General features: G+C 60.1%; 21 protein-coding genes and 1 tRNA gene. 11 read left to right on the top strand and 11 right to left on the bottom strand.

The genetic code is table 11. The annotated features are described in order from the left end of the window. Positions 1-93 precede the first annotated feature (93 nt). The 4 genes from Q4D83_RS10835 to Q4D83_RS10820 are packed head-to-tail and all read right to left on the bottom strand — an operon-like array spanning position 94 to position 1,942. Positions 94-909 (bottom strand): MBL fold metallo-hydrolase, encoded by an 816-nt coding sequence (locus tag Q4D83_RS10835; RefSeq protein ID WP_303175315.1) that lies wholly within the window; start codon positions 907-909, stop codon positions 94-96. 37 nt (positions 910-946) lie between these two features. Then, entirely contained in the window at positions 947-1,414 is a 468-nt protein-coding gene (locus Q4D83_RS10830) for a RidA family protein (RefSeq protein WP_303175314.1), read from the bottom strand. Next, positions 1,411-1,566 (bottom strand): DUF4177 domain-containing protein, encoded by a 156-nt coding sequence (locus Q4D83_RS10825; protein WP_303175313.1) that lies wholly within the window; start codon positions 1,564-1,566, stop codon positions 1,411-1,413. The genes Q4D83_RS10830 and Q4D83_RS10825 overlap by 4 nt, the downstream gene beginning before the upstream one ends. A gap of 16 nt (positions 1,567-1,582) precedes the next feature. Further along, positions 1,583-1,942, bottom strand: a complete 360-nt coding sequence (locus Q4D83_RS10820) for a WhiB family transcriptional regulator (protein WP_303175312.1) — start codon at positions 1,940-1,942, stop codon at positions 1,583-1,585. Positions 1,943-2,127: 185 nt separating this feature from the next. Here Q4D83_RS10820 and Q4D83_RS10815 point away from each other — a divergent pair, with 185 nt between their 5' ends. Continuing rightward, positions 2,128-4,434: a transglycosylase domain-containing protein gene (locus Q4D83_RS10815; RefSeq protein WP_303175368.1), complete on the top strand. Its 2,307-nt coding sequence runs from the start codon at positions 2,128-2,130 to the stop codon at positions 4,432-4,434. On the opposite strand, the gene Q4D83_RS10810 is transcribed toward Q4D83_RS10815, so the two are convergent. Further along, the gene (locus Q4D83_RS10810) at positions 4,423-4,875 is read right to left on the bottom strand and encodes a GatB/YqeY domain-containing protein (protein WP_303175311.1); all 453 of its coding nucleotides are present in this window, start codon (positions 4,873-4,875) and stop codon (positions 4,423-4,425) included. The two genes, Q4D83_RS10815 and Q4D83_RS10810, sit on opposite strands and share 12 nt — an antisense overlap. A 32-nt stretch (positions 4,876-4,907) precedes the next feature. On the opposite strand from Q4D83_RS10810, the gene Q4D83_RS10805 reads away from it, so the two are divergent. Together Q4D83_RS10805 and Q4D83_RS10800 are read left to right on the top strand one after the other, a co-directional pair. Next, the gene (locus Q4D83_RS10805; RefSeq protein WP_303175310.1) at positions 4,908-5,798 is read left to right on the top strand and encodes a metallophosphoesterase; all 891 of its coding nucleotides are present in this window, start codon (positions 4,908-4,910) and stop codon (positions 5,796-5,798) included. Between the two features lie 76 nt (positions 5,799-5,874). Next, positions 5,875-5,948, top strand: a tRNA-Pro gene (locus Q4D83_RS10800). Positions 5,949-6,084: 136 nt separating this feature from the next. On the opposite strand, the gene Q4D83_RS10795 is transcribed toward Q4D83_RS10800, so the two are convergent. After that, positions 6,085-7,584, bottom strand: a complete 1,500-nt coding sequence (locus tag Q4D83_RS10795; protein ID WP_303175309.1) for a hypothetical protein — start codon at positions 7,582-7,584, stop codon at positions 6,085-6,087. A gap of 106 nt (positions 7,585-7,690) precedes the next feature. Between Q4D83_RS10795 and Q4D83_RS10790 the strand changes: the two genes are divergently transcribed. From Q4D83_RS10790 to Q4D83_RS10760, 7 genes are all read left to right on the top strand, one after another. Next, the gene (locus Q4D83_RS10790) at positions 7,691-10,594 is read left to right on the top strand and encodes a DUF4040 family protein (RefSeq protein ID WP_303175308.1); all 2,904 of its coding nucleotides are present in this window, start codon (positions 7,691-7,693) and stop codon (positions 10,592-10,594) included. Next, entirely contained in the window at positions 10,591-11,022 is a 432-nt protein-coding gene (locus Q4D83_RS10785) for a cation:proton antiporter subunit C (RefSeq protein ID WP_303175307.1), read from the top strand. The genes Q4D83_RS10790 and Q4D83_RS10785 overlap by 4 nt, the downstream gene beginning before the upstream one ends. Beyond that, the gene (locus tag Q4D83_RS10780; RefSeq protein ID WP_303175306.1) at positions 11,022-12,524 is read left to right on the top strand and encodes a monovalent cation/H+ antiporter subunit D family protein; all 1,503 of its coding nucleotides are present in this window, start codon (positions 11,022-11,024) and stop codon (positions 12,522-12,524) included. Before Q4D83_RS10785 ends, Q4D83_RS10780 begins: the two co-directional genes overlap by 1 nt. Beyond that, positions 12,521-13,000, top strand: a complete 480-nt coding sequence (locus Q4D83_RS10775) for a monovalent cation/H+ antiporter subunit E (protein ID WP_303175305.1) — start codon at positions 12,521-12,523, stop codon at positions 12,998-13,000. The genes Q4D83_RS10780 and Q4D83_RS10775 overlap by 4 nt, the downstream gene beginning before the upstream one ends. Beyond that, positions 12,997-13,266, top strand: a complete 270-nt coding sequence (locus tag Q4D83_RS10770) for a monovalent cation/H+ antiporter complex subunit F (protein WP_303175304.1) — start codon at positions 12,997-12,999, stop codon at positions 13,264-13,266. The genes Q4D83_RS10775 and Q4D83_RS10770 overlap by 4 nt, the downstream gene beginning before the upstream one ends. A 1-nt stretch (position 13,267) precedes the next feature. Beyond that, entirely contained in the window at positions 13,268-13,615 is a 348-nt protein-coding gene (locus tag Q4D83_RS10765) for a Na+/H+ antiporter subunit G (RefSeq protein WP_303175303.1), read from the top strand. A gap of 64 nt (positions 13,616-13,679) precedes the next feature. Then, the gene (locus Q4D83_RS10760; protein ID WP_303175302.1) at positions 13,680-14,369 is read left to right on the top strand and encodes a hypothetical protein; all 690 of its coding nucleotides are present in this window, start codon (positions 13,680-13,682) and stop codon (positions 14,367-14,369) included. A gap of 26 nt (positions 14,370-14,395) precedes the next feature. On the opposite strand, the gene Q4D83_RS10755 is transcribed toward Q4D83_RS10760, so the two are convergent. Further along, positions 14,396-14,827 carry an Ohr family peroxiredoxin gene (locus Q4D83_RS10755; protein ID WP_303175301.1) on the bottom strand — a complete coding sequence of 144 codons (432 nt, stop codon included), beginning with the start codon at positions 14,825-14,827 and terminating at the stop codon, positions 14,396-14,398. Positions 14,828-14,989: 162 nt separating this feature from the next. After that, positions 14,990-16,507 carry a catalase gene (locus Q4D83_RS10750; RefSeq protein WP_303175300.1) on the bottom strand — a complete coding sequence of 506 codons (1,518 nt, stop codon included), beginning with the start codon at positions 16,505-16,507 and terminating at the stop codon, positions 14,990-14,992. A gap of 197 nt (positions 16,508-16,704) precedes the next feature. Between Q4D83_RS10750 and Q4D83_RS10745 the strand changes: the two genes are divergently transcribed. Continuing rightward, entirely contained in the window at positions 16,705-17,253 is a 549-nt protein-coding gene (locus Q4D83_RS10745; RefSeq protein ID WP_303175299.1) for an RNA polymerase sigma factor, read from the top strand. On the opposite strand, the gene Q4D83_RS10740 is transcribed toward Q4D83_RS10745, so the two are convergent. The 3 genes from Q4D83_RS10740 to Q4D83_RS10730 all read right to left on the bottom strand — a co-directional run bounded on the left by Q4D83_RS10740 (position 17,254) and on the right by Q4D83_RS10730 (position 20,679). After that, positions 17,254-17,925 (bottom strand): SpaA isopeptide-forming pilin-related protein, encoded by a 672-nt coding sequence (locus Q4D83_RS10740; protein WP_303175298.1) that lies wholly within the window; start codon positions 17,923-17,925, stop codon positions 17,254-17,256. Further along, positions 17,909-18,838, bottom strand: coding sequence for a class C sortase (locus Q4D83_RS10735; protein WP_303175297.1), 930 nt, complete (start codon positions 18,836-18,838; stop codon positions 17,909-17,911). The genes Q4D83_RS10740 and Q4D83_RS10735 overlap by 17 nt, the downstream gene beginning before the upstream one ends. A 137-nt stretch (positions 18,839-18,975) precedes the next feature. Beyond that, a complete protein-coding gene (locus Q4D83_RS10730) occupies positions 18,976-20,679 on the bottom strand; it encodes a SpaH/EbpB family LPXTG-anchored major pilin (RefSeq protein WP_303175296.1) in 1,704 nt (567 codons plus the stop codon). Positions 20,680-20,715 lie beyond the last annotated feature (36 nt).

Genomic DNA, 20,715 nt, shown 5'->3' with positions numbered 1-20,715 from the left:
TCCAGCACCGCGGCCCCTTATCCTTCCGCACACGCAAGAACCCGCCCGGCAATACGCCGAGCGGGCTTTGTGTGCGCAACGCGAGGTTGAAAGTTACTCACCAATCTCGTCAAGGTAGCGGACAGTCACTCGCGTGGATTGCTCCGCGGCACCGCGCAACACTGGATCCACATCCGTATAGATCTCGTCCACGATCTGCTTGAGTGTTGCGTCTTTCCCGAGCTTCTCGCGGGCTTGCTTCACTTGGGCAAGTCGCTGTTCCCGGCGATCAATGTACTTTCGGGCCAGCACGGACAAATCAGGGTGGTCGGGGCCGTGCGCCGGCAGCAAAGCAACATCCTTGCCGCGCTTTTCCAGCATGTGCAAGGTTTCCACATATTGGCCCAAATCGCCGTCGGTTTCCGAAATCATCGTGGTATGGCGGCCCGCGATCGTGTCACCGGTGACAATGCCCTCAAGGGTGGAGTTTCCTGGCTCCCCACTCCAGATGAAAAAGCACACCGAGTCCGCAGTGTGGCCGGGGGTATGCACGACCTCAATCTGCGGGGTGACACCTTCAACCTGAATGATTTCTCCATCTTCCAGTTTTTCCGCCCCACGGCAATAGGCGGGGTGCCAACCACGCACCGGCGCACCAGTCAGCTGCCGAAACCGCATCGCGGAGTCAGCATGATCGTGGTGACGGTGGGTCAGCAACACCAACGCCACTTCTTCCGCACGGGCGTTCAATACATTGAGGTGGCCTTCTTCTTCGGGGCCAGGGTCAATCACAATGCTACGAGGATCTCCCGGGGCGCGAATCACCCAAGAGTTCGTTCCTTCGAGTGAGGCATACCCCGGATTGGGGCACAATACGACGGCAGCTGATGGCGTCACTGGACGCAGTTGGCTGTAAGCAGGATGCTCCATGCTTGTTAGTTTAGACCCCTGAAGTCGCATCCGACGATTAGTCGGTGATTTCTACTATCACCTCGACCTCTACGGGGGATCCTAGGGGCAGCTCAGATACCCCAATTGCAGACCTCGCATGCGCCCCAGCTTCACCGAAAATCTCGCCGATTATATTCGACGCTCCGTTGATCACCGCCGGTTGATTAATAAAACCCTCCGCAGAGGCAACATAGCCAGTGATCTTCAGCACGCGGGTGACTTTTTCAATGCCCACCAACGCATGCACGGCCGCTAACGCGTTCATTACCGCGATTTGTGCGTACTCTGCGGCTTTTTCAACCGAGATCTTGTCGCCTACTTTGCCAACCGCAGGTAATTTCCCATCCACGAATGGCAGCTGGCCCGAAGTCCACACTTGATTGCCCACGCGGACCGCCGGCACATAGGATGCGACTGGTGCCGCCACGGCCGGAAGTTTGATTCCAAGTTTTTCTAATCTGTTGAGCTTTTCCGGCCGGTTCACTGCAGTTCCCTCTTCAAGTAGGCAACATGGTTTTCCGGGTTCGGGCCGGGAAGCACGGATACGAGCTCCCAGCCGTCCTCACCCCAGGTGTCTAGGATCTGCTTGGTCGCGTGAGTGAGCAACGGCACAGTGGCGTATTCCCATTTCGTCATGGGAACCACTGTATCGCTAGATTCCGATGAGTTCACCCCCAGAGGAAAGATACTCCGCCCAGTTAGCTACGTGGGGATTCTTCCGAAGCAAAGCGCGACGCTGCCGTTCTGTCAATCCGCCCCAAACCCCAAACTCAACACGATTGTCCAGCGCATCCGCACGGCATTCCTGCAACACTGGGCAGTGCCGGCAAATCACGGCTGCGCTACGCTGGGCTGCGCCCCGAACAAACAACGCGTCTGGATCACCATCGCGGCATTTGGCTAGAGAAACCCAATCGCTCCGTGTTTTTGCACGTTCCGCTGTGGCAATCTCTGTGGGATTCCCCAAGAAGTAGGGATTTCGGCGACGATTTCGGACCAGTGAGGTGGTCATACGGTGAGCCTCCTACCTGCTAAAACTTCTATTCTGCTGTAAGTTTATTCACAGGACCTTCAATTTGTCGAACTTATCACAATGCGGGGGGAGTTTGCCGCTTCCCCACTCCGCCACACTCCACGTAGGGTAAAGATGTGACCAAGCTTCAGTCTATCGGCCGGATTCTCGTTGTCGTTTTTACAATGAGCCTCATCGGAGCCTTAGCCTTAACCCCAGTCGTTGGGTTTTCAAGCGTGGCCATTACGCGTGCGCAAGAAGCGATGGAGTCGAATCTTGCGGATCTCACCGACGGCACGTCCCCTACGGTAACCACCATTTTGGACGCCCAAGAACAGCCCATGGCGTGGCTTTATACCCAGCGCCGCTTCGACGTTCCCAGTGATCAGATTTCGAAGCCCATGAAGGACGCCATTGTGAGCATTGAAGACCATCGTTTTTATGAGCACGACGGCGTCGACTGGCAAGGCACAATTCGTGCAATGGTTACGAACCTGTTCTCTGGGTCCGTGCAACAAGGCGCTTCGACACTGGATCAGCAATATGTAAAAAACTACCTATTGCTTGTGAATGCTGACACGGAAGCGGAACAAATTGCCGCCACCGAAACCAGTTATGCCCGCAAACTGCGGGAAATGAAAATGGCGTCGGATCTAGAAAAAGTCTTGAGCAAAGACGAGATTCTCACCCGTTATCTCAATATCGTCCCCTTCGGCAATGGCGCATTCGGCGTGGAAGCCGCGGCACGCACCTATTTTGATACTTCCGCTGCGGAACTCACGGTGCCACAAGCTGCAATGCTGGCAGGCATTGTGCAATCGTCTTCGTATTTGAACCCGTACACCAACGAGCAGGCGGTGATTGACCGTCGCAGCCTCGTGCTGGACACCATGGTGCGCGAGGGCAAGATCACGGAAGCGGAGGCGAAGGAGTTCAAGGATGAGCCGCTCGGGGTGTTGGAGCAGCCGCAATCGTTGCCCAATGGCTGCATCGCCGCCGGCGACCGCGGGTTTTTCTGCGACTATGTGATCAAGTACCTCGCGGAAAAGGGTATTTCTGCGGAGGAGCTCACCCGCGGGGGGTACACGGTGCACACCACGTTAGACCCGGCTGTGCAGGACGCCGCCCATCAGGCGGTGATTGGGCAGGCGGATCCGGGGGCGATCGGCGTGGCCAATGTCATGAACATCATCGAGCCGGGCACGGAGACTCGCAATATTTTGGCGATGACCTCGTCCCGCAACTACGGGTTGGATTTGGAAGCCGGGGAAACCGTGTTGCCGCAAACGTCCACCCGTGTGGGCAACGGCGCTGGCTCAATTTTCAAGATTTTCACCGCGGCTGTCGCGCTGGAAAAGGGCCTCGGTGTGGAGTCTCCCCTTGCGGTTCCGCCGCGCTATGAGGCGCGGGGGCTGGGTTCCGGCGGCGCAAAGAATTGCCCGCCCGGAACGTATTGCGTGGAGAACGCCGGCACGTATAAGCCGACGATGTCCCTGAAGGAGGCCCTCGCGCAATCGCCGAACACCACCTTTGTCAAGCTCATCGAAGAGGTGGGCGTGAAGGACGTGGTGGATATGTCGGTAAAGCTGGGGCTGCGTTCCTATGAGGAGGAGGGCAGCTTTGATGGCGAATCGTCTATCGCGGATTACATGCGCGACAACAATTTGGGCTCCTACACCCTGGGCCCCACTGCGGTGAATCCGCTGGAGTTGTCTAATGTGGCGGCGACGTTGGCTTCGAATGGCCGGTGGTGTGAGCCGAACCCGGTGGCCAAAATTGTGGACCGCAAGGGCGAAGAAGTGGCTATTGAGCGCCCAGCATGTGAGGAAGCCGTATCCCCCGAGATTGCGCACGCGTTGTCGATCGGCTTGAGCGACGATATTAAAACCGGCACCGCCGCCCCGGCCGCTGGGGCGTTTGGGTGGGGTGTTCCGACTGCGGCGAAGACGGGTACCACGGAATCACACCAGTCCAGCGCGTTCTTGGGTTACAATTCCACGTTCGCCGCTGTGGCCTACGCGTACAACGACGGCACGGAAATTAGCCCGTTGTGCACCGCGCCGCTGCGCCAATGCGGATATGGGGATTTGTATGGCGGTATGGAGACTGCGCGCACGTGGTTCTCCGCCGCCTCCGCCACCCCCGCTGCATATAACGGCAACCTCGCGCCTATCGACGCCGAGTACGTCCAAGGTTTAGCGGCAGCCTCACTGCCCTCAGTGACCGGCCTGACCGAGGATGCTGCGAAGAAGCGCCTTGCCCAGGATGGCTATACCGTCGCTGTCACCAAGGTCCCCGGAGATGGGGCACCCGCGGGCCGCGTGCTCGCGGTGGTGCCGGACGGGGCCATGCTGCAAGGCGAGAAAAAGGTCACCCTGCAGGTGTCCGACGGCACCGGCGGCCCGCCGCCCCCAAACCAAGAAGTTCAGGACGCCGTGAATGAAATCACCGGTGTGATTCAGCAGCTCATCGAGCAGGCGTCACGCCCCTAGTTGGGCTTTCACCTCGTCCGATACCCGCTTCCCGTCAGCCTGGCCGTTAGCCTCCGCCAGCACGGCCTTCATCACTCGACCCATGTCCCCCATGCCTTGGGCACCGAGGTCGGCGATGGTGGTGCGAACGAGGGAGGCGAGGGCGGCGTCGTCAAGCTGGGTAGGCAAGTACTGTGCAAGCACGTCAGCCTCGGCGGACTCCACCTCGGCTAACTCCGCGCGCCCCGCATCAGCGTAAATCGCCGCAGACTCACGGCGCTTCTTTATCTCGCGGGCAATCAAACGGCGCACCTCCGCGTCGCTGAGTTCGTGGCGCGCGCCCTCCCGCTCCTCATACACAATCGCCGAGCGCAGCATCCGCAACGCCGCAACCTTGCGTTTTTCTTTCGCCCGCATCGCCGCCGTTAAGTCTTTTCGAATCTGATCGTGCAACTCGCTCATAGTTGCCGACGATACATGTACGCTCATAAGCTGTGCGAACACCAGCGAAAATCCTCAGCATACTCGGCGGCGCAGCCCTCGGCGGCCTCACTGCATGGAAAGCCTACCGAGACACCAGCAACTTCACCATCAAACGCATCACCGTTCCGCTCCTGCCGCCAGACGTGGCCGAAGAGGTGGGAAACTTCCGTATCCTGCACATTTCCGACCTTCACATGCTGCCCGGGCAAGACCGAAAAATTCAGTGGTTGAACTCGCTGGCGTTGGCCAAACCTGACCTCGTGGTAAACACCGGCGACAATCTTGGCGACGCCGCCGCCGTCCCCCACGTGCTGCGCGCCCTCGACCCGCTATTGAAATATCCTGGCGTTTTCGTCTTCGGGTCTAACGACTACTTCGGCCCGAAACCCGTGAACCCGTTCGGATATTTGCTGGGCAAGAAGCGCAAGGTGAGTAATCAAGCATTACCGTGGGAGGGCATGCGGGCGGCGTTCAAGGAACACGGCTGGCACGACGCCACGCACCAGCGCATCGAATTCAAAGCTTCCGGCGTGCGGCTCGCCATCGCGGGTGTGGATGACCCCCACCACGACCTAGACAACTACGACCTCATTGCCGGGGCGCCGAACATCGACGCCGACCTCAGCATTGGACTCGCGCACTCCCCGGAACCTCGAGTGCTGGAACGATTCGCCGCCGATGGATACCAACTCAGCCTCCATGGCCACACCCATGGCGGGCAGATTTGCCTGCCCGGCGGCTACACCATCGTCACCAACTGCGGTATCGACCGGCGCCGAGCCCACGGGCTGCACAAATTCAACAACATGTGGATGCATGTAAGCAACGGGCTCGGCACCTCAAAGTACGCGCCATTCCGCCTCTTCTGCCGCCCATCCGCCACCATTATCGATATCCGCTAACCCACCTCACCTGGGGTTTTGTCGGTGAAGACGGCGGCCACTATAGTAAATCCAGTAGCAAGCACGTCTTGCACCCCGGGATATGGCGCAGTTTGGTAGCGCGCTTCGTTCGGGACGAAGAGGTCGCAGGTTCAAATCCTGTTATCCCGACTCACATCAACCCGCACCGCTTCGGTGCGGGTTTTGCGTTTCCCCAACTCCAAGTTTGGTGCTTACTGGGGCCGGTCAACAGAGGCGGGTTGTACCGTGGCTACCTCAGAGCGGGTATTGTCCGCCTCCCAGGCGCCTAGTGTGCGCTGGCTCCCGCCGGTTGGAGTTCCTCAAACAGTTCGTCTTCGGTGAATTCTTCGGGCTCTTCGGGGCGGCCTTTTTCCATCAGCCGAATAACCGCGTAACCTGCGGCGGACAGCAACAGAAGCACGACGTAGGACATGAGCAGTTCGGAGATTGCTGGGGCGAGAAGCCCGCGCATGGAGTAGTAGAGGGGGAAGATGCCCAGAATGATGCGGTCGCTGCCGAACATTGCGGCGATCACCGCGGTTTGGAGGAGCATGGTGGCGAGGAGTACGCCGCGGCCGATCTTTTCGCCGAACAGGGCAAGCATGGCACGCCCGAGGAATGCACCCGCGGCGGCGGTGAGTGCAATGACTCCGGCTTGGGCGATCAAGGTTTTCCCCGTGCTTCCGAAGGCAAGCAGGAGGATCGCGCCGATGGCGGCGATGGTAGCGACGGCCACCACTGGCGTCCAGATCCCACTGTTTGGTCGAGCAACCAGCCACAATGCGGACGCAGCCATCATGACAAAAATGCCGATGACGAGCCCGATGCTGCCAAGCCCGCGCACGTCTTGGGATTGCGTGGCGTCAGGAGTCCCCGCGGCAGCCACCCCGGTGGGCAGCGTTTGTTGCACGGCTTGAACTTTGGTTTTGTTCTGATCAGCCATGCCTTTGACGCGATCGGCGCCAGCTTTGAGTTCGCCGGTCGCTCCATTGATCTGGTTTGCGCCGTCACGCAATTCCACGAGCCCGGCGCTGAGTTGTTTGGCGCCGTCGGTTGCCGCGAACATACCGTCGTGGAACGCCCCACCGGGTTTGCCGATTTGGTTGGCAAGCTCCCGTGACCCGTCACGCAGCTGGTTGAGCTGGTCTGCGGTTTCCCCGTCAAACTTGATGTTGTTGAGTTGGACGCGCAATTCCCCAAGTTGCGCGCGCATATCTTTGGCGTCCTGGAGTGGGTATTTGCTGAGCTGTTTGTCGGCTTCGTCAATAAACACCAACAGTTGCCCTTGCATCGCCGCCACGCCCTGCAGCTGTTCGACAGTTTGTGCCACGCCGTCTGCGACTTTGGTTGCACCATCCCCGAGTTGACCGGTTGCCGCCTGCAGCTCGGTCATGCCGCTCGCGAGCTGTTGCGCGGCGTCGGCAGCTCGTTTGGAACCATCAGAAAGCTGCGTGGTGGCGTCGTTGAGCTTCCCGGACCCGTCCGCGAGTTCGGTGGTGCCGGTGACGAGGAAGCCAGCCTGCGTCGTCGCCTCGCCCGCCGCGCGCCGCGTGTTCACTAGGTCTTGCGATAACGCCGCGCTGTCAGTTCCAGCAGCGCCGTCCGCGCCTGCAGCACCGTCCGCACCTCGGTCTGCGGTCGCGGCAGTTGTGATGGGAGTTTCCTTCGACGCGTCAGCGGTTTGCGTTTGCCCTGCGCTGGGGGCAAAAGCTGACCAAATGATTCCAATTACTACAGGAATAACTAAGAGGAAGACGAGCAAGATTGGGCGGATGTGGCGTCGCATGACTACCAAAGTATAGTAGAGAGACTTGCCTTTGGGGGACCCGAGATCGCTGCTGGTAACCTATAAACATCTTTTTGTTCCCACTGAACTCAGGTGTGATGTCTTCGTGGCCCTCATTACTGTACTTATACTCGCGGCGGTAGCGTTCGCGGCGTCGCCCGTGTTGGTAAAGGTGTTGGACCGGCGCTCTGGTTGGCCCTTAGGCGTGCTGTATTTTGCCACGGCCGGTTACCTCGCCCGCGAGGTGGCCACACAGGGCCCTCACCTCGGGGTTCGTGTCCCGTGGGTGCCGGAGGTTCTTACTTCCGGCAGCTCGGTTGATTTCGCGTTGCGGGGCGACGGGCTGGGGTTATTTTTCGCTTTGTTGGCGTTGTCTATTGGCGCGGTGGTATTCATTTATTCCGCCGAATACCTACATAATAAATCCGGCAATGGCTCGTTTTATGTGATTATGACGGGCTTTATGTTATCGGTGCTCCTATTAGTGCTTTCCGATGATGTGATTTTGCTGTTTATTTCTTGGGAACTCGTCTCTATTGCCTCGTTTTTGCTCATCGCGCGCGCGGGCTCTGGGGGGCAAGCTGGCGCCATGCGCACGCTGATGCTGACGTTCACGGGCGGGCTCACCCTGCTGGTGGCGGTGGCGATTATGGCGACCCAGGCGGGGACGACCAACCTGCACGAGATTTTGCGGGCACCGTTCTGGGCGGAGAAACCAACACTCACGGCCGTTGTTGCGGTACTGGTGGCCCTATCCGGGTTTACGAAGGCCGCCCAGTTACCGTTCCACTTTTGGCTTCCGGAGGCGATGGCCGCTGCCACGCCGGTGAGCGCGTTTCTGCACGCGGCTGCGGTGGTGAAGGCCGGCATTTACCTGCTCATGCGCTTTTCCGCCGTGTTCCACGACGTGTACGTGTGGAATTTGTTGCTGATTGTCACGGGTATGTCCACCGCGGTGATGGCGGCGTTTTTTGCCATCCAGAAGACGGATTTGAAGAAGCTGACGGCGTATTCCACGGTGAGCCAGTTGGGTTGGATTGTTGCCACGATCGGCGTCGGCACGCATGTTGCGTTGGCTGCCGCGCTGGTGCACACGCTGGCGCACGCGTTGTTTAAGTCAAGTTTGTTCATGCTGATTGGCGTGATCGACCACCAAACTGGCTCGCGCGACGTGCGGCGTTTGGGCAAGCTGTATCACCGCATGCCGTGGACGTTCGGCGGGGTGCTGATCGGCGCGTTGTCCATGGCGGCGATTCCTCCCACGCTTGGGTTTATTTCCAAGGAAGGCATGCTGGAGGCGTTTGTGCACGCGCCGCTGGGCAGCACTGGGGTGATTGTGTTGCTGCTGGCGGCGACGGTGGGCGCGTTGTTTACCTTGAGTTATTCGGCGCGCTTGGTGCTCGGCGCGTTTGTGGACGGCCCGCGCGACATGTCCAAGGTGCAGGAGGCGCCGGTGTTACTGTGGCTGCCTGCCGCGTTGCCAGGGGCGTTATCGTTGCCGTTGGCGTTTACCGTGGGCTTGTTGGACGCCCCGGTTAGCGAAATTGCTGGTACACACGTGCACTTGGCGTTGTGGCACGGGGTGACCTTGCCGCTGGGTATTTCTGTGGCTGTGATGGTGGCCGGCGCAGGGCTGGTGGCTGCTCGCCGCACGCTCCTACCGCGTATCGACGGCCGCGATTTGCTCCCCTTCAGCGGAAACTCCCTCTTGCATCGCATTACGGAAGCCGCCAGCGCGTGGGGCACTTGGACGGGCCGCATGGCGGATTCGTACAGCCCTTCCCGCCATTTGACGTATCCAATTCTGGTGATTTTAGCGCTGGCGTATGTGACGCTGCTGTTCCCCGGTGTGGATGGGGTGTCCCCCGCGCCGCGCGTGCCGGGGACGGACCAGCCTTTGGATCTTCTCCCGCTGCTCATTGTCATTGGCAGTGTGTTCGGTTTGGCGCGGGCCCGTACCCGAATCAGTGGCGTAATCCTCTTGGGCACCGCCGGTGTGGGCGTCACCCTCCAGGTGCTGATTTTAGGCGCGCCGGATGTGGCTCTCACCCAGTTCTTGGTGGAAATCCTGGTCGTGGTGATCATGATGATGGTGATCCGCCAGCAGCCTACGAATTTCCACGAGATCGCACCGCGGCGGGCGCTATCCGCGGGAGTGTTGGCTGTGCTCACCGGTGTGGCAACGTTTGCCGCCGTGTGGGAATTGTTGGGCAGGCACGAACGCCCCGAAATCGCATTGTGGTACTTGCGGGAGGCGCCCGAGATTTCCGGCGGTGCAAACGTGGTAAACACCATCCTGGTAGAGTTCCGCGCGCTGGATACCATGGGCGAATTGGCGGTACTGGGCATGGCCGGCGTGGTCATTGCGGCTGTGGTAGGCAGCATTCCACGCCACCCGTTCCACAAGGGCACCCACCCGGAGCCGTTCGGCGCCTCCCAGCTCAACGCAATCCCCATGAAAGTGCTGGCCAAATGGTTGATTCCGGCGCTGTGGATCTTGAGTTTCCTGATCTTTATGCGCGGCCACAACGCACCCGGTGGCGGCTTTATCGCGGCGCTGGTTGCCGGTGGGGCGCTGATGCTGTCGTACTTGGCCCGCGGCCGCGACGAAGCCACCGTTGGGCAAAATGTTCCATACGTGTTGACCGGGGTGGGTGTGCTTACCGCAATCGGCTCCGGCGTGTTGGGGTATTTCCACCATTCATTTTTGGCGCCGTTGCACGGCCATGTGTTCGGCGAGCACGTCACCACATCCATGATTTTTGATGTTGGTGTGTTCCTCGCCGTATTGGGCATGCTGACGGTGGCGATCAATCATTTAGGCGGCTACCTGCGACCGGGCACGGATTCGGAATTGTTGCCGTTTAGTCGCGGCGGGGACCATCCGCTGAGGTCCCACCCGCCGGTGCCCACCAGGGACGACGATGACCCGGACTGGCCGCAAGCCCGCACCGCCACGTGGGACCTGTATACCACCACAAACACTGCCAGCGGGAAGGACGAATTGTGATCATCGCCTTGACTATTGCCACGTTGATGGGCGGTGGCGTCTTTTTGATCCTGCAGCGCGGTATGGTTCGTATCGTGCTCGGCATGGGGCTGATCAGCCACGCCGCCAACCTGATTATTCTCACCGCCGGCATCGGCGCATGGCGGGGGCAACCGTTTGCGGGTACCCCGCTCGAGGAGGCTGCGGACCCATTGCCGCAGGCGTTTGTGCTTACGGCGATTGTGATCACGATGGCCACCACGGCGTTCATGCTGGCGTTGGCAGCGCTGGGGCGTTCCGACGATACCCGCAGTTGGGAAGACCCCGAGGAATTGTCCCCCTTGGAGACGCTCGCCCGAGGCGCGTCCCAACTTCATCCTTCATCGCCGCGGGCCGCCCGCGTGCGGGAACGCAATTCCGCGTCCGACGCTGAGGAAGGCAAACACTAATGGAAGCGTTACTCCCCCTCTTTGTTGCGGTGCCGTTGGCCGCGGCGGCCGTGGCAGTGATCGCCCCGTGGCGGATAGTGCGTGACGCGCTGCACTTCCTCGTCCCGGCGTTTGGCATTGTGGCTGGCGGCTTCCTGTTGGAGGAAACGTTAGGCGGCACGATCGCCCACAACGTTGGCTTGTTCCCCGGCGGGATTTCCATCCCGTTTGCTGCGGACGCGTTTTCTGCGGTGATGATCATTACTACCAGCATTGTGGCGGTGGCGGCGAACTGGTTTGCCACCTTGGCCGATGAGACACGGGCCAGGTTTTACCCCGCGTTGGCGCTCATGCTCACCGCCGGTGTCAACGGCGCCTTGCTCACCGCGGACCTGTTTAACCTGTTCGTGTTTATTGAGGTGATGTTGCTGCCCTCGTATGGCTTGCTAGCCATGACGGGCACCTGGTCCCGCCTGGCCAGCGGGCGAATGTTCGTGCTAGTAAACCTGACCACCTCAACGGTGCTGCTCATTGGCGTGGTGTTGGTGTACGGCATTATCGGCACGGTCAACGTTGCCGCCCTCGCCGGGGCGGCGGCGGGCAACGGACCGGTCACTGTGGCCATGGGGTTGGTGGTCATCGCCTTGTGTGTGAAAGCTGGCGTGTTCCCAGTGCACACGTGGTTGCCGCGCACCTACCCCGGCACGTCCGCCGCCGTGATGGGGTTGTTCTCGGGGCTGCACACCAAGGTTGCGGTGTACGCGTTGTTCCGCATGTATGTGGTGATTTTTGATATGGATACCCGCTGGTCCACGCTGATCATGGTGGTGATGATTGCGTCGATGCTGGTGGGCGGGTTTGCGGGCCTCGGCGAGCATACGCTGCGTCGCGTCATCGCCTACCAGATGGTCAACGGCATGCCGTTTATCCTGGTCACACTCGCGTTCTTGGGTGGGGACCCGCAACGTTCGCTTGCCGCCGGTATGTTCTACATGCTGCACCACATGATTACGGTCGGTTCCCTCGTGCTCACTGCCGGCGCCATTGAAGAGACCTACGGCACTGGACGGTTGGCGCGGCTTTCTGGCTTGGCGCGACGCGACCCGCTCATTGCCGCAGTGTTTGTTGCGGGGTCGTTTTCCGTGGTGGGGTTCCCACCGTTTTCCGGCTTGTGGGGCAAGGTGTTTGTGGTCAGCGCCGTGGCGCGGGAGGCGACGTGGCAGTCCTGGCTGGTCATCGCTGTAATTGTGGTTGCTAGCTGCGGCGCGCTGCTGTCGATGCTGCGCGCGTGGCGGTTAGCGTTTTGGGGCAAGCCGATGCACCAAAAGCCTGCGGATTTGGTTGTTCCATTGTGGCTGGGGCTGCCGGGTGCGACGTTGGCGGTGTTGAGCCTGGCAATGTTTGCCTTCGCGGGACCGCTTGCAGCCGTTACCTTGGACGCCGCCGCCGGGCTTCTCGACGTCCCGAGCTACACCACCGCGGTGCTCGGCAACGTCTCCGACGCGATTGGAGTTCCACGATGATCCACGCCATTAAGTACACGTATTGGCTGTTTACGCAAGTGTTTGTAGGCGCGATGATGATTTGCCGGGATGTTTTGCGCAGGCGGACCCGGATGTGCCCGATCATTGTTGCGTACCCGTTGCGGGTGACCACGGATCAGGAATTGATGCTGTTTTCTACCTCGGTGACCATGACGCCCGGCACCCTATCGTTGGGGTTCCGCAATCCTGCGAAGGAAGGCGACCCACGAGTGTTGCTCGTTCAGGCGGTGTATGGTGCGGATCCGGCTGAGGTATTGGCGGGTCTGGCGGATATGGAGGAGCGTCTTGCCCCGCACGTCGCCGACATCGACCACGGCGCCCCCGGCCAAGGCGCTGGCAATCCGCTGCGGTCAACGTTTGTGGCGGGTCATTCGGATACGAATTACGGCCCTGTGAGCACAGACCCGCACCCCACCACCGCAGATGTTCGCGATTACCCAGAGGAGCACCAGTGACCCCATTTGAGTTGATTATTTCCGCGTGCATAGCGGTGTCTGGGCTTGCGTTGCTGGCAAACCTGGTGCTGATTTTGAAGGTAAAGAAGATGTCCAGCCGCGCCGTCCTTGCCGATATGGTGTTTTACACAATGGTGGCCACGTATCTATTATGGTCGCTGCTGAACCGTACGTTTATTACCTACGAGGTGGCGCTACTTGCGGGCCTGCTCGGCTTGATTACTACCGTGTCCACTGCCCGCATTTTGTCGAAGGGGCGCCGTTAACATGTCCATCGTCGAAATTATTGTTGCCATCATTGCCGTATTTTCCACCGTATTGGTGGCACTCACCGCGGTGGCGATGTGGCGTTCCCCGGACGCGTTGACTAGAGCAAATGTCATGGGACCTACCACGGGCGTGGCGTTGCCGTTCCTGTTGCTGGCTCACCTGATCCATGATTGGGCCACCGTGGGTTTTGACCCCAACAACCTCGTCCGCGCGATTATTGCCATTGTTGGCGTGCTTGTGGTTGCCAGTGTGTCCAGTTTCTACATGGGCCGATGCATTCACGGGGTCGCGGTTGAAGATAAACAGATTGCACAAGGTAACCTACCTACAGAAGCTGCACAGTAGCTACCTTCGGGTGGCTTGGCGCGTAAAGCGGTGTTCAAGGCACCATTGTTGAGGAGGATTCGCCGTGTCAAATAGTTCATACCTTTTTGCGGTCGGGCCAACGGCGGACGGACAACTCCGCCACGTGCTAGTAGCCCAAGCCCGATACGAATCCCCCTTATTGTTTTTGCTGATGTGCAGCGTGGCCCCGACGCAAGTTGCCACGCGAATCTTTGCCAACGGCGACGCCGAAGAACCCATCGCAATTCTCGCGGATTTCGCAGGTGGCCGGGACTGCGCCGAGGGGTTTATGGATTCCTGCCTCACGTTAAACAAACAGCACCCGGTAGTTCCACACAGGGAATTGGAACGCATGGTCGCAGGCGTGCGTTCAACACTGCAGCGGGCGGAACTGGCACATGCCACGCATTTTCTGCTGGAGGCTGGCGAGATTATTTTCATGATCTGCGCCAATAAAATGCAGGCTGCGCGGCGACTTCTTATGGAAGTACGACAATCCCCCACCCAGGCCAAGGAGCGGCTGCGCACGATTTTCCTTGAGCCATACTGCCCGCCGACCGACCAGGCCGACGACGATGGCTTCTACATCCCCGATTTTGACCGCATGACCGACGCCGAGTATTTCGAGTTCGTGCGCGAAGACTTCGAGGATGCTGACGCCCTCCGCCCCCCGCCCGAAAAGCTGGAAAAGCTAGGGTTTGGCGCGTTTGGCGCCACGGGTTACGTCAACGATTTCTACACCGGCGGCACCTGACGGTTACGCGCCGAAAAATAATGCGGTTACCCGAGGACAGCTTCCGCATCGAAGTTGCCAGCAACGGCCTTGGAGTAGGGGCAGAACGCGTGGGCCTTGGCGACGAGGCCCGCGGCGTCGGCAAGTGCCTCCTGGTTTTCGAACTCGACGGTGATCTTGCCGGAAAGCCGGAAGCCGCTGTCGCTGGGATCGCGGTGCAGACTCGTCTCAGCGGTGACGGTGGGTTGGTGCTGTGCCACGTCCACGCCCTCGTTTTTCATCATGAGCTGCAACGCACCGTTGAAACACGATGCCCAAGCGGCAGCGAATAGCAGCTCTGGGTTGGCGGCACCACCCGCCCCACCGAGGGCCTTCGGGGGGCGCACATCGAGGGCGAGGTCTCCGCAAGCGGATTCGACACGCCCGTCACGGCCGCCGCCGGTCGAAGCAACGGTGGCGGTATACAAAGTTTCTGACATTCTCGCAAGCCCTTTCGTCTCAGTGAGTAGCTCCCGCCATTGTAATGAGAATGCGCTCGGTGCGTATGAAAACGCTAACGCCGCCCCCGCTACAGACATTGTCTGAATGCACGGGGCGGCGTTAGCGCGACCGAAAGATAACTACCGAAAGTTTGTGAGCACCTACTTGTGAGCGGTGTACAGCTCGCGGACGCGTCCGCCGAGCCAGGAATCCACGTTGGTCCAATACTCGTACACGCGCTGCTCAACCTCGGGGGATACGCCGCTCATGGCGCGGGCGATGTTACCGGCGAGGCGCTCGCGGGCGGCGTCGTCAAGCACGTTGCGCACAAGCTGACCCGCCTGGATGAAATCGTCGTCCTCGGGGTGCTGCACGTATGCGCCGCGGGTGAAGTCAGTGCCGTGCACGTCCCACAAGCCCATGTCCCCGGCGGTGCCTACGGTGACAGTGTTGCCGGAATCGTTGTACCCAGCCTCGCGGCCGTACCCATTCGGGGAGTACACGGGTTCCGCGCCACGGAACTGATAGGTCATCGCGCCGTCATGAGCGTAGGAGTTCACCGGGCACACCGGCTGGTTCACCGGAACCTGCTCGTGGTTTGCGCCGATGCGATAGCGGTGCGCATCCGCGTAGGCGAAACCACGCGCGATCAGCATTTTATCCGGGGAGAAACCGACGCCGCGCACCAAGTTCGAGGGCGCGAATGCGGCCTGCTCGATCTGGGCGAAGAAGTTCTCCGGGTTACGGTTGAGCTCAAAGTAGCCAACCTTCACCAATGGATAGTCCTTGTGCGACCAAGTCTTGGTGAGGTCGAAGGGGTTCCAGCGGTAGTTTTCAGCCTCGGCGACCGGCATGATCTGCACGTAGAAGTCCCACGCGGGGTAGTCGCCACGCTCGATAGCTTCCCACAGGTCGGTGCGGGAGGAGTCGGCGTCGGCACCCGTGACCTTAGCGGCCTCTTCATCCGTGTAGTACTCCCAGCCTTGGCGGGTCTTAAAGTGGTACTTCACCCAGAACCGCTCGCCGGCCTCATTCACCCACTGGTAGGTGTGGGAACCGAAACCGTCCATGTGGCGGAAGGTCTTCGGGATGCCACGATCACCCATCAGGTATGTCACCTGGTGCGCGGTCTCGGGGCTGCGGGTCCAGAAATCCCACTGCATATTCGCATCGCGCAGGCCGGTGTGCGGCAGGCGCTTCTGTGAGTGGATGAAATCGGGGAACTTAATACCGTCGCGGATAAAGAACACTGGGGTGTTATTACCCACAATGTCGTAATTTCCCTCAGTGGTATAGAACTTGCAGGCGAATCCGCGGACGTCGCGCCAGGAGTCGGGGCTGCCTTGCTCCCCGGCGACCGTGGAGAAACGCACCAACATCGGGGTGGTCACACCGGGCTGAAACAGCGCCGCACAGGTATAAGCCGAAACATCCTCGGTGACGTGGAATTCGCCGAACGCGCCGGAACCTTTCGCGTGCACAACGCGCTCCGGGACACGCTCCCGGTTGAAGTGGGCGAGCTTTTCCAGCAAGTGGAAATCGTGCAGTGCAACGGTGCCCTGTTGTCCCTGAGTAATGGAGTGGTTTTCACTGGCAACGGGGGCGCCGTTCAAACCTGTGGACGGGCCGTGCGCGACCGGGCACTTGCCGCGCGAGGCGATGTCAGACACATCAGACATAGGTGATTCCTTTCAAGGGGGCTGGTGACTCCACCATACAACTGATACGTAAAACCTGCAAGCATTTTCTTTTTTAATAGGCAATCACTTATTAATGCAGTTACCTAGGCTGAACAGTGCGAATGCGAACGACAACGGCATACGCGGCGGCGCGCGGAGCCTCAAACCGCAGGCAGGCGCTGGTAGTCTTATCAGGTGTGAGTTCATACCTTGAGCGCGACGACGCGCGCGTCACTGAGCTAGCCATCAAAGCTGGCCGCGGCGACAAGGAAGCACTCACAGGATTCATCCAAGCGACCCAAACAGATGTTTGGAGGCTGCTTGCTCATTTGGGGGGTCGCGACATCGCCGACGACCTAACCCAGGAAACCTACCTCAGGGTGATCGGCGCACTCCCCCGCTTTGCGGCACGCTCCTCCGCACGTACTTGGATATTGTCACTGGCACGCCGGGTGTGGGTGGACAATATTCGACACGACCTCGCGCGCCCCCGCAAATCCGCAACCGAGTACGAAGACGCCCACGCGAGCGCCGAAAGTTCAAACTCTTGGGCAGATTGGGTTGACGCCCGAATGCTCATCGACCAGCTTTCGGATGAGCGCCGCGAAGCGCTGATCCTCACGCAAGTGTTGGGCTATACCTACGACGAAGCGGCGAAAATTGCCGGGGTGCGCGTGGGCACGATCCGCTCGCGGGTCGCGCGCGCCCGCGCCGACATCATCGCCGCCACCAGTGATAACGATTAACTATCGAATCCGCCGCAGCACCAAACCACCCAACACCAGACCAACGCCAACAGCCAGCACTCCCAATACCTGCGCGCCCGTCGACGCCAAACTCCGCTCGCGCTTCCGCAACCCAAAGTTTGACGCACTATCGGAGTCAGCGCCAGCGTGCTGCACGGCTTTCGCGGCTACGCGTACGTGGTATTCCCACAAGCGACCGTCCACGCTGCCGCTTGGGATAGTCAGCAAGAAAGGCTCCACCCGGGCGGTGGTGTTCCCCGGAACAGTTTCAGTCACCAGGTACAGCCCGAGCGGCAGGTCGGACAGCTTGGCCTCGCCCGCGGCGTCGGTATACGCGCTATCAATGTAGTCACTTTTCGCGTCCACGGCCTGCGCCACGGTCATGCTCCGCGCAGACTCCCAGCCCGCTGGGTGCGTGAGGTCAATCCCCTGGATGCGCTTCGCCGTAAACCTCGCCTCACGCGCGGGCTGCGGCCGCTCACCCACCGCTTTCACCAGCGTAAGCGCGCCGGCACGAGTGGTGTCAATGGAAGCCACCTCAAGGTTCGCCGAATTTCCCATCACGGTGTGCGAATCCGCGTGCGCGCTCGGCAATGTCACAAAGGCTACAACTGCAACCGTGGCTGCCGCCGCCCGCACTACGCGTTTGAGGGGGCTACTCGCCTTGGGCATCGCTACCAACCTCGCTATCGGGTGCGGCAACCACGCGGCCGCGCCGCAGCGCCCGGAGCAACCAAATCACTACGAGGAGGAGTACCAAAGCGCACGCGCCGATAGCCGCCAGCATCCACCATTGCCAGGTGAGTCCGCCCTGCTCGTCCAAGAGTTTTTCGTCTTCGGGTTCCATGGGCACCCGATGCCCCCGCACTAACAGGCGGTGCGAGTTGATGCCATAAGGCGTGCAGGTAATCAGCGTGACTAGGTCTTCGCCCTCCACCACGGCTAGCTGTTCAACCTCGCTCGGCAGCACGACGTTGAGCTGATCAACCTCGTACTTCAGCCTGTTTCCTAGAACATTGAGGTAAATCGCGTCACCGACGCGAACGTCCGTCAGATTGTCAAACAGCGTGGCGTTCGTCAGACCGGTATGCCCGGTGAGCACGGAGTGCGTCGATTCCCCGCCCACCGGCAGGCTCGTGCCAAAGAGGTGGCCGACGCCCTTTTCCAGGGTTTTTTCATCGCTACCGTGGTATACCGGCAGTTTTACTTTGGCCGCAGGGACGATGATTTGCGCCATCGGCCCATTGGTTTTCAGCTGCGCGAGGTATTCCTGGTAGTCGCCGTTGTCTTCGGCGACTTGCGCTAACCACGGATCCAGGATGGGCGTCCCAGTGTTTTCAAGATTATAGCGCAGCGCCGATTCGAACATTTCATTGCGCAGTTCTTCGGGTTGTTCCTCGACGAACTTCGCGTATTCTTCGGTGACGTACTGCTGTTGGATGTTATTCCACTGGGTAGCTATCACTGGGTACAGCAGCACACACATTCCCACCAAGATGATGCAAATTGGGAGGAGTATTTGGCGCAACCGGGGGCGTTGCGTGGCCGCATCCGGGGCGGGCTCCGGCTGCGGTTGTTGTGTCACGATTGTGTGTTGCCCCACTGCTGCTCCAATTGTTGCGTTCGTACGTTCACCGTGCGGGGATTTTCAAAGGCTCCCCGCGGGCCTACCACCCGCGTTTCGACGCCCGCGTGGCCCCAGCGTGCTAGCTCACCTGCGAGCTATGCTTTGCGGCTCATGCGCTTTGCAGCCCACAGCCCGGCACCGATAATGGCCGCACCGATTGCCATGAGGATGCCGATACCCGCGCCACCGGTGTTGGGCAGGAAGCTGGAGCTCTTGGTCACGTTGACCACCTCGGCGGTCTGGCTGATGCGATCGTTTTGCACGGTCACGCCCGCAATGGTGACCGGATCAGCGTTGTCCAGGTTTTCTTCCTTGAACTCGATGACGTGCATCTTCGGGCTCAGCTCGTAACCCTCGGGCGCCTTGGTTTCCTGCAGGCAGTACTTTGCTTCCTCACCATTGGGAACGCTCTCGTTGTTCAGCAGGTCAGTAACCTGAAGGCCGCTGATGGTGATCAGGCCTTTCGTGCCATCCTCACCGGAAGTCCACTCGCTCTTGCCGCCGACGGTGATCTTGTCCCCAATCTTGGTGTCAGCATCAGAGCAGCGGTACAGTTCGAACTTCGCGCCGTCGAGGGCGGCTTCGCCAGCGTTGGCCTTCTGGGGATCAGTCTTGAGCACGCGCAGGTTGCCCCAGCGGGACTTCACAGCGTTGGATTCCGTCTCCACCTTGAACCCGGCGTCGTTGGTGAAACTCAGCACCGCGCGGTTGACGGCCACACCGTCGTTGACATCGTTGCCGTCGTTGCCCAGCGGCTGCGCGGCGTCGTCAGGGTCCACGTCCGCAACAACCGGAGCGGTGATGGTGGCGGGCAGCGTTACCGTGACCTTCTTGCCGCCGTTTTCCTTCAGCTTGGCAAAGCCCTGGTCGGTGAATGCGATACGGACATGCGGGGTGTTGACGCCCTCAATGATGTAATCAACATCAGCGGTGGCTTGGGTGTCTCCAACCTTGACCACAACGTTCGCCTTGTTGTCATCGGTGAACGCAACTTCCTTGGGCAGGGTATCGGTAATCGCGTAGTCGCGGATCGTCTGGTTCGGTTCCACGCGAGGAATGTCCGTGGTGATGGTGTAGTTGAGCACATCGCCGGCGTTGTAACCGCGGTTGTCTTTGAAGTCCTCAACCTTCTTATCGATGCTCACACTGCTGTTCTTCGGCACGGAGTGCACGTCGTAGTTCCACTTGGAACCGTCGACTGGATCAGTCATGGGCAGGAACAGAGCAAACGGGGCGGACGGTGCAACCACACCGTTGAATTGCTCACCGTTGACCTTGAGCCCATCGGGATAGTCCGCGCTGGACAGTTCTTCCACGATGTACAGGCCAAGCGGCAGGGCGTCGAAGACCGCGTCACCGTTCGGGCCGGTCAGCTTCGTCTGCCCGGGGTCATCGAGCGTAGCGTTCTGTGCCAGGAATTCAGCCTTATTCGCAGCCTTGGAGAACTCCATGGCCCACTTGTTGGCCTGCGCATAACCTTCGTTGCTGGTCAGGTCGGCGGTGACGTCCGCGCCGTCGAGACGGAAACTGGTCACCTTCCGGACCTGGAAGGGCACGCCCTGCACTGGATCGCCCTTCGCGGACTCAACGTCCGCCAAGGTACCGGTCGGGTTGGTGCCGTAGGACTCCGGGTTGAGGCGCTTGTGGATGGTCAAGCTGCCCTGGTCCTGGGAAATGGTGGAAACATTGGACACAGCTTGGGGCGCGGTCTGGGCGAGGGCTACCGGAGTGCCCGTCACGCTGGCGGACAGAATGAGGCCGCAGATGGCGGCGTGGGCCAACAGGCGAGGAGTACGCATGGGAATCGCATACCTTTCTGAACAATGAGGGAGTGG

It is taken from the genome of Corynebacterium sp., assembly GCF_030532715.1.
Classification (GTDB): domain Bacteria; phylum Actinomycetota; class Actinomycetes; order Mycobacteriales; family Mycobacteriaceae; genus Corynebacterium.
The sequence above is the reverse complement of the archived record's forward strand: the minus strand, read 5'-3'. Positions and strand labels throughout refer to the sequence as shown.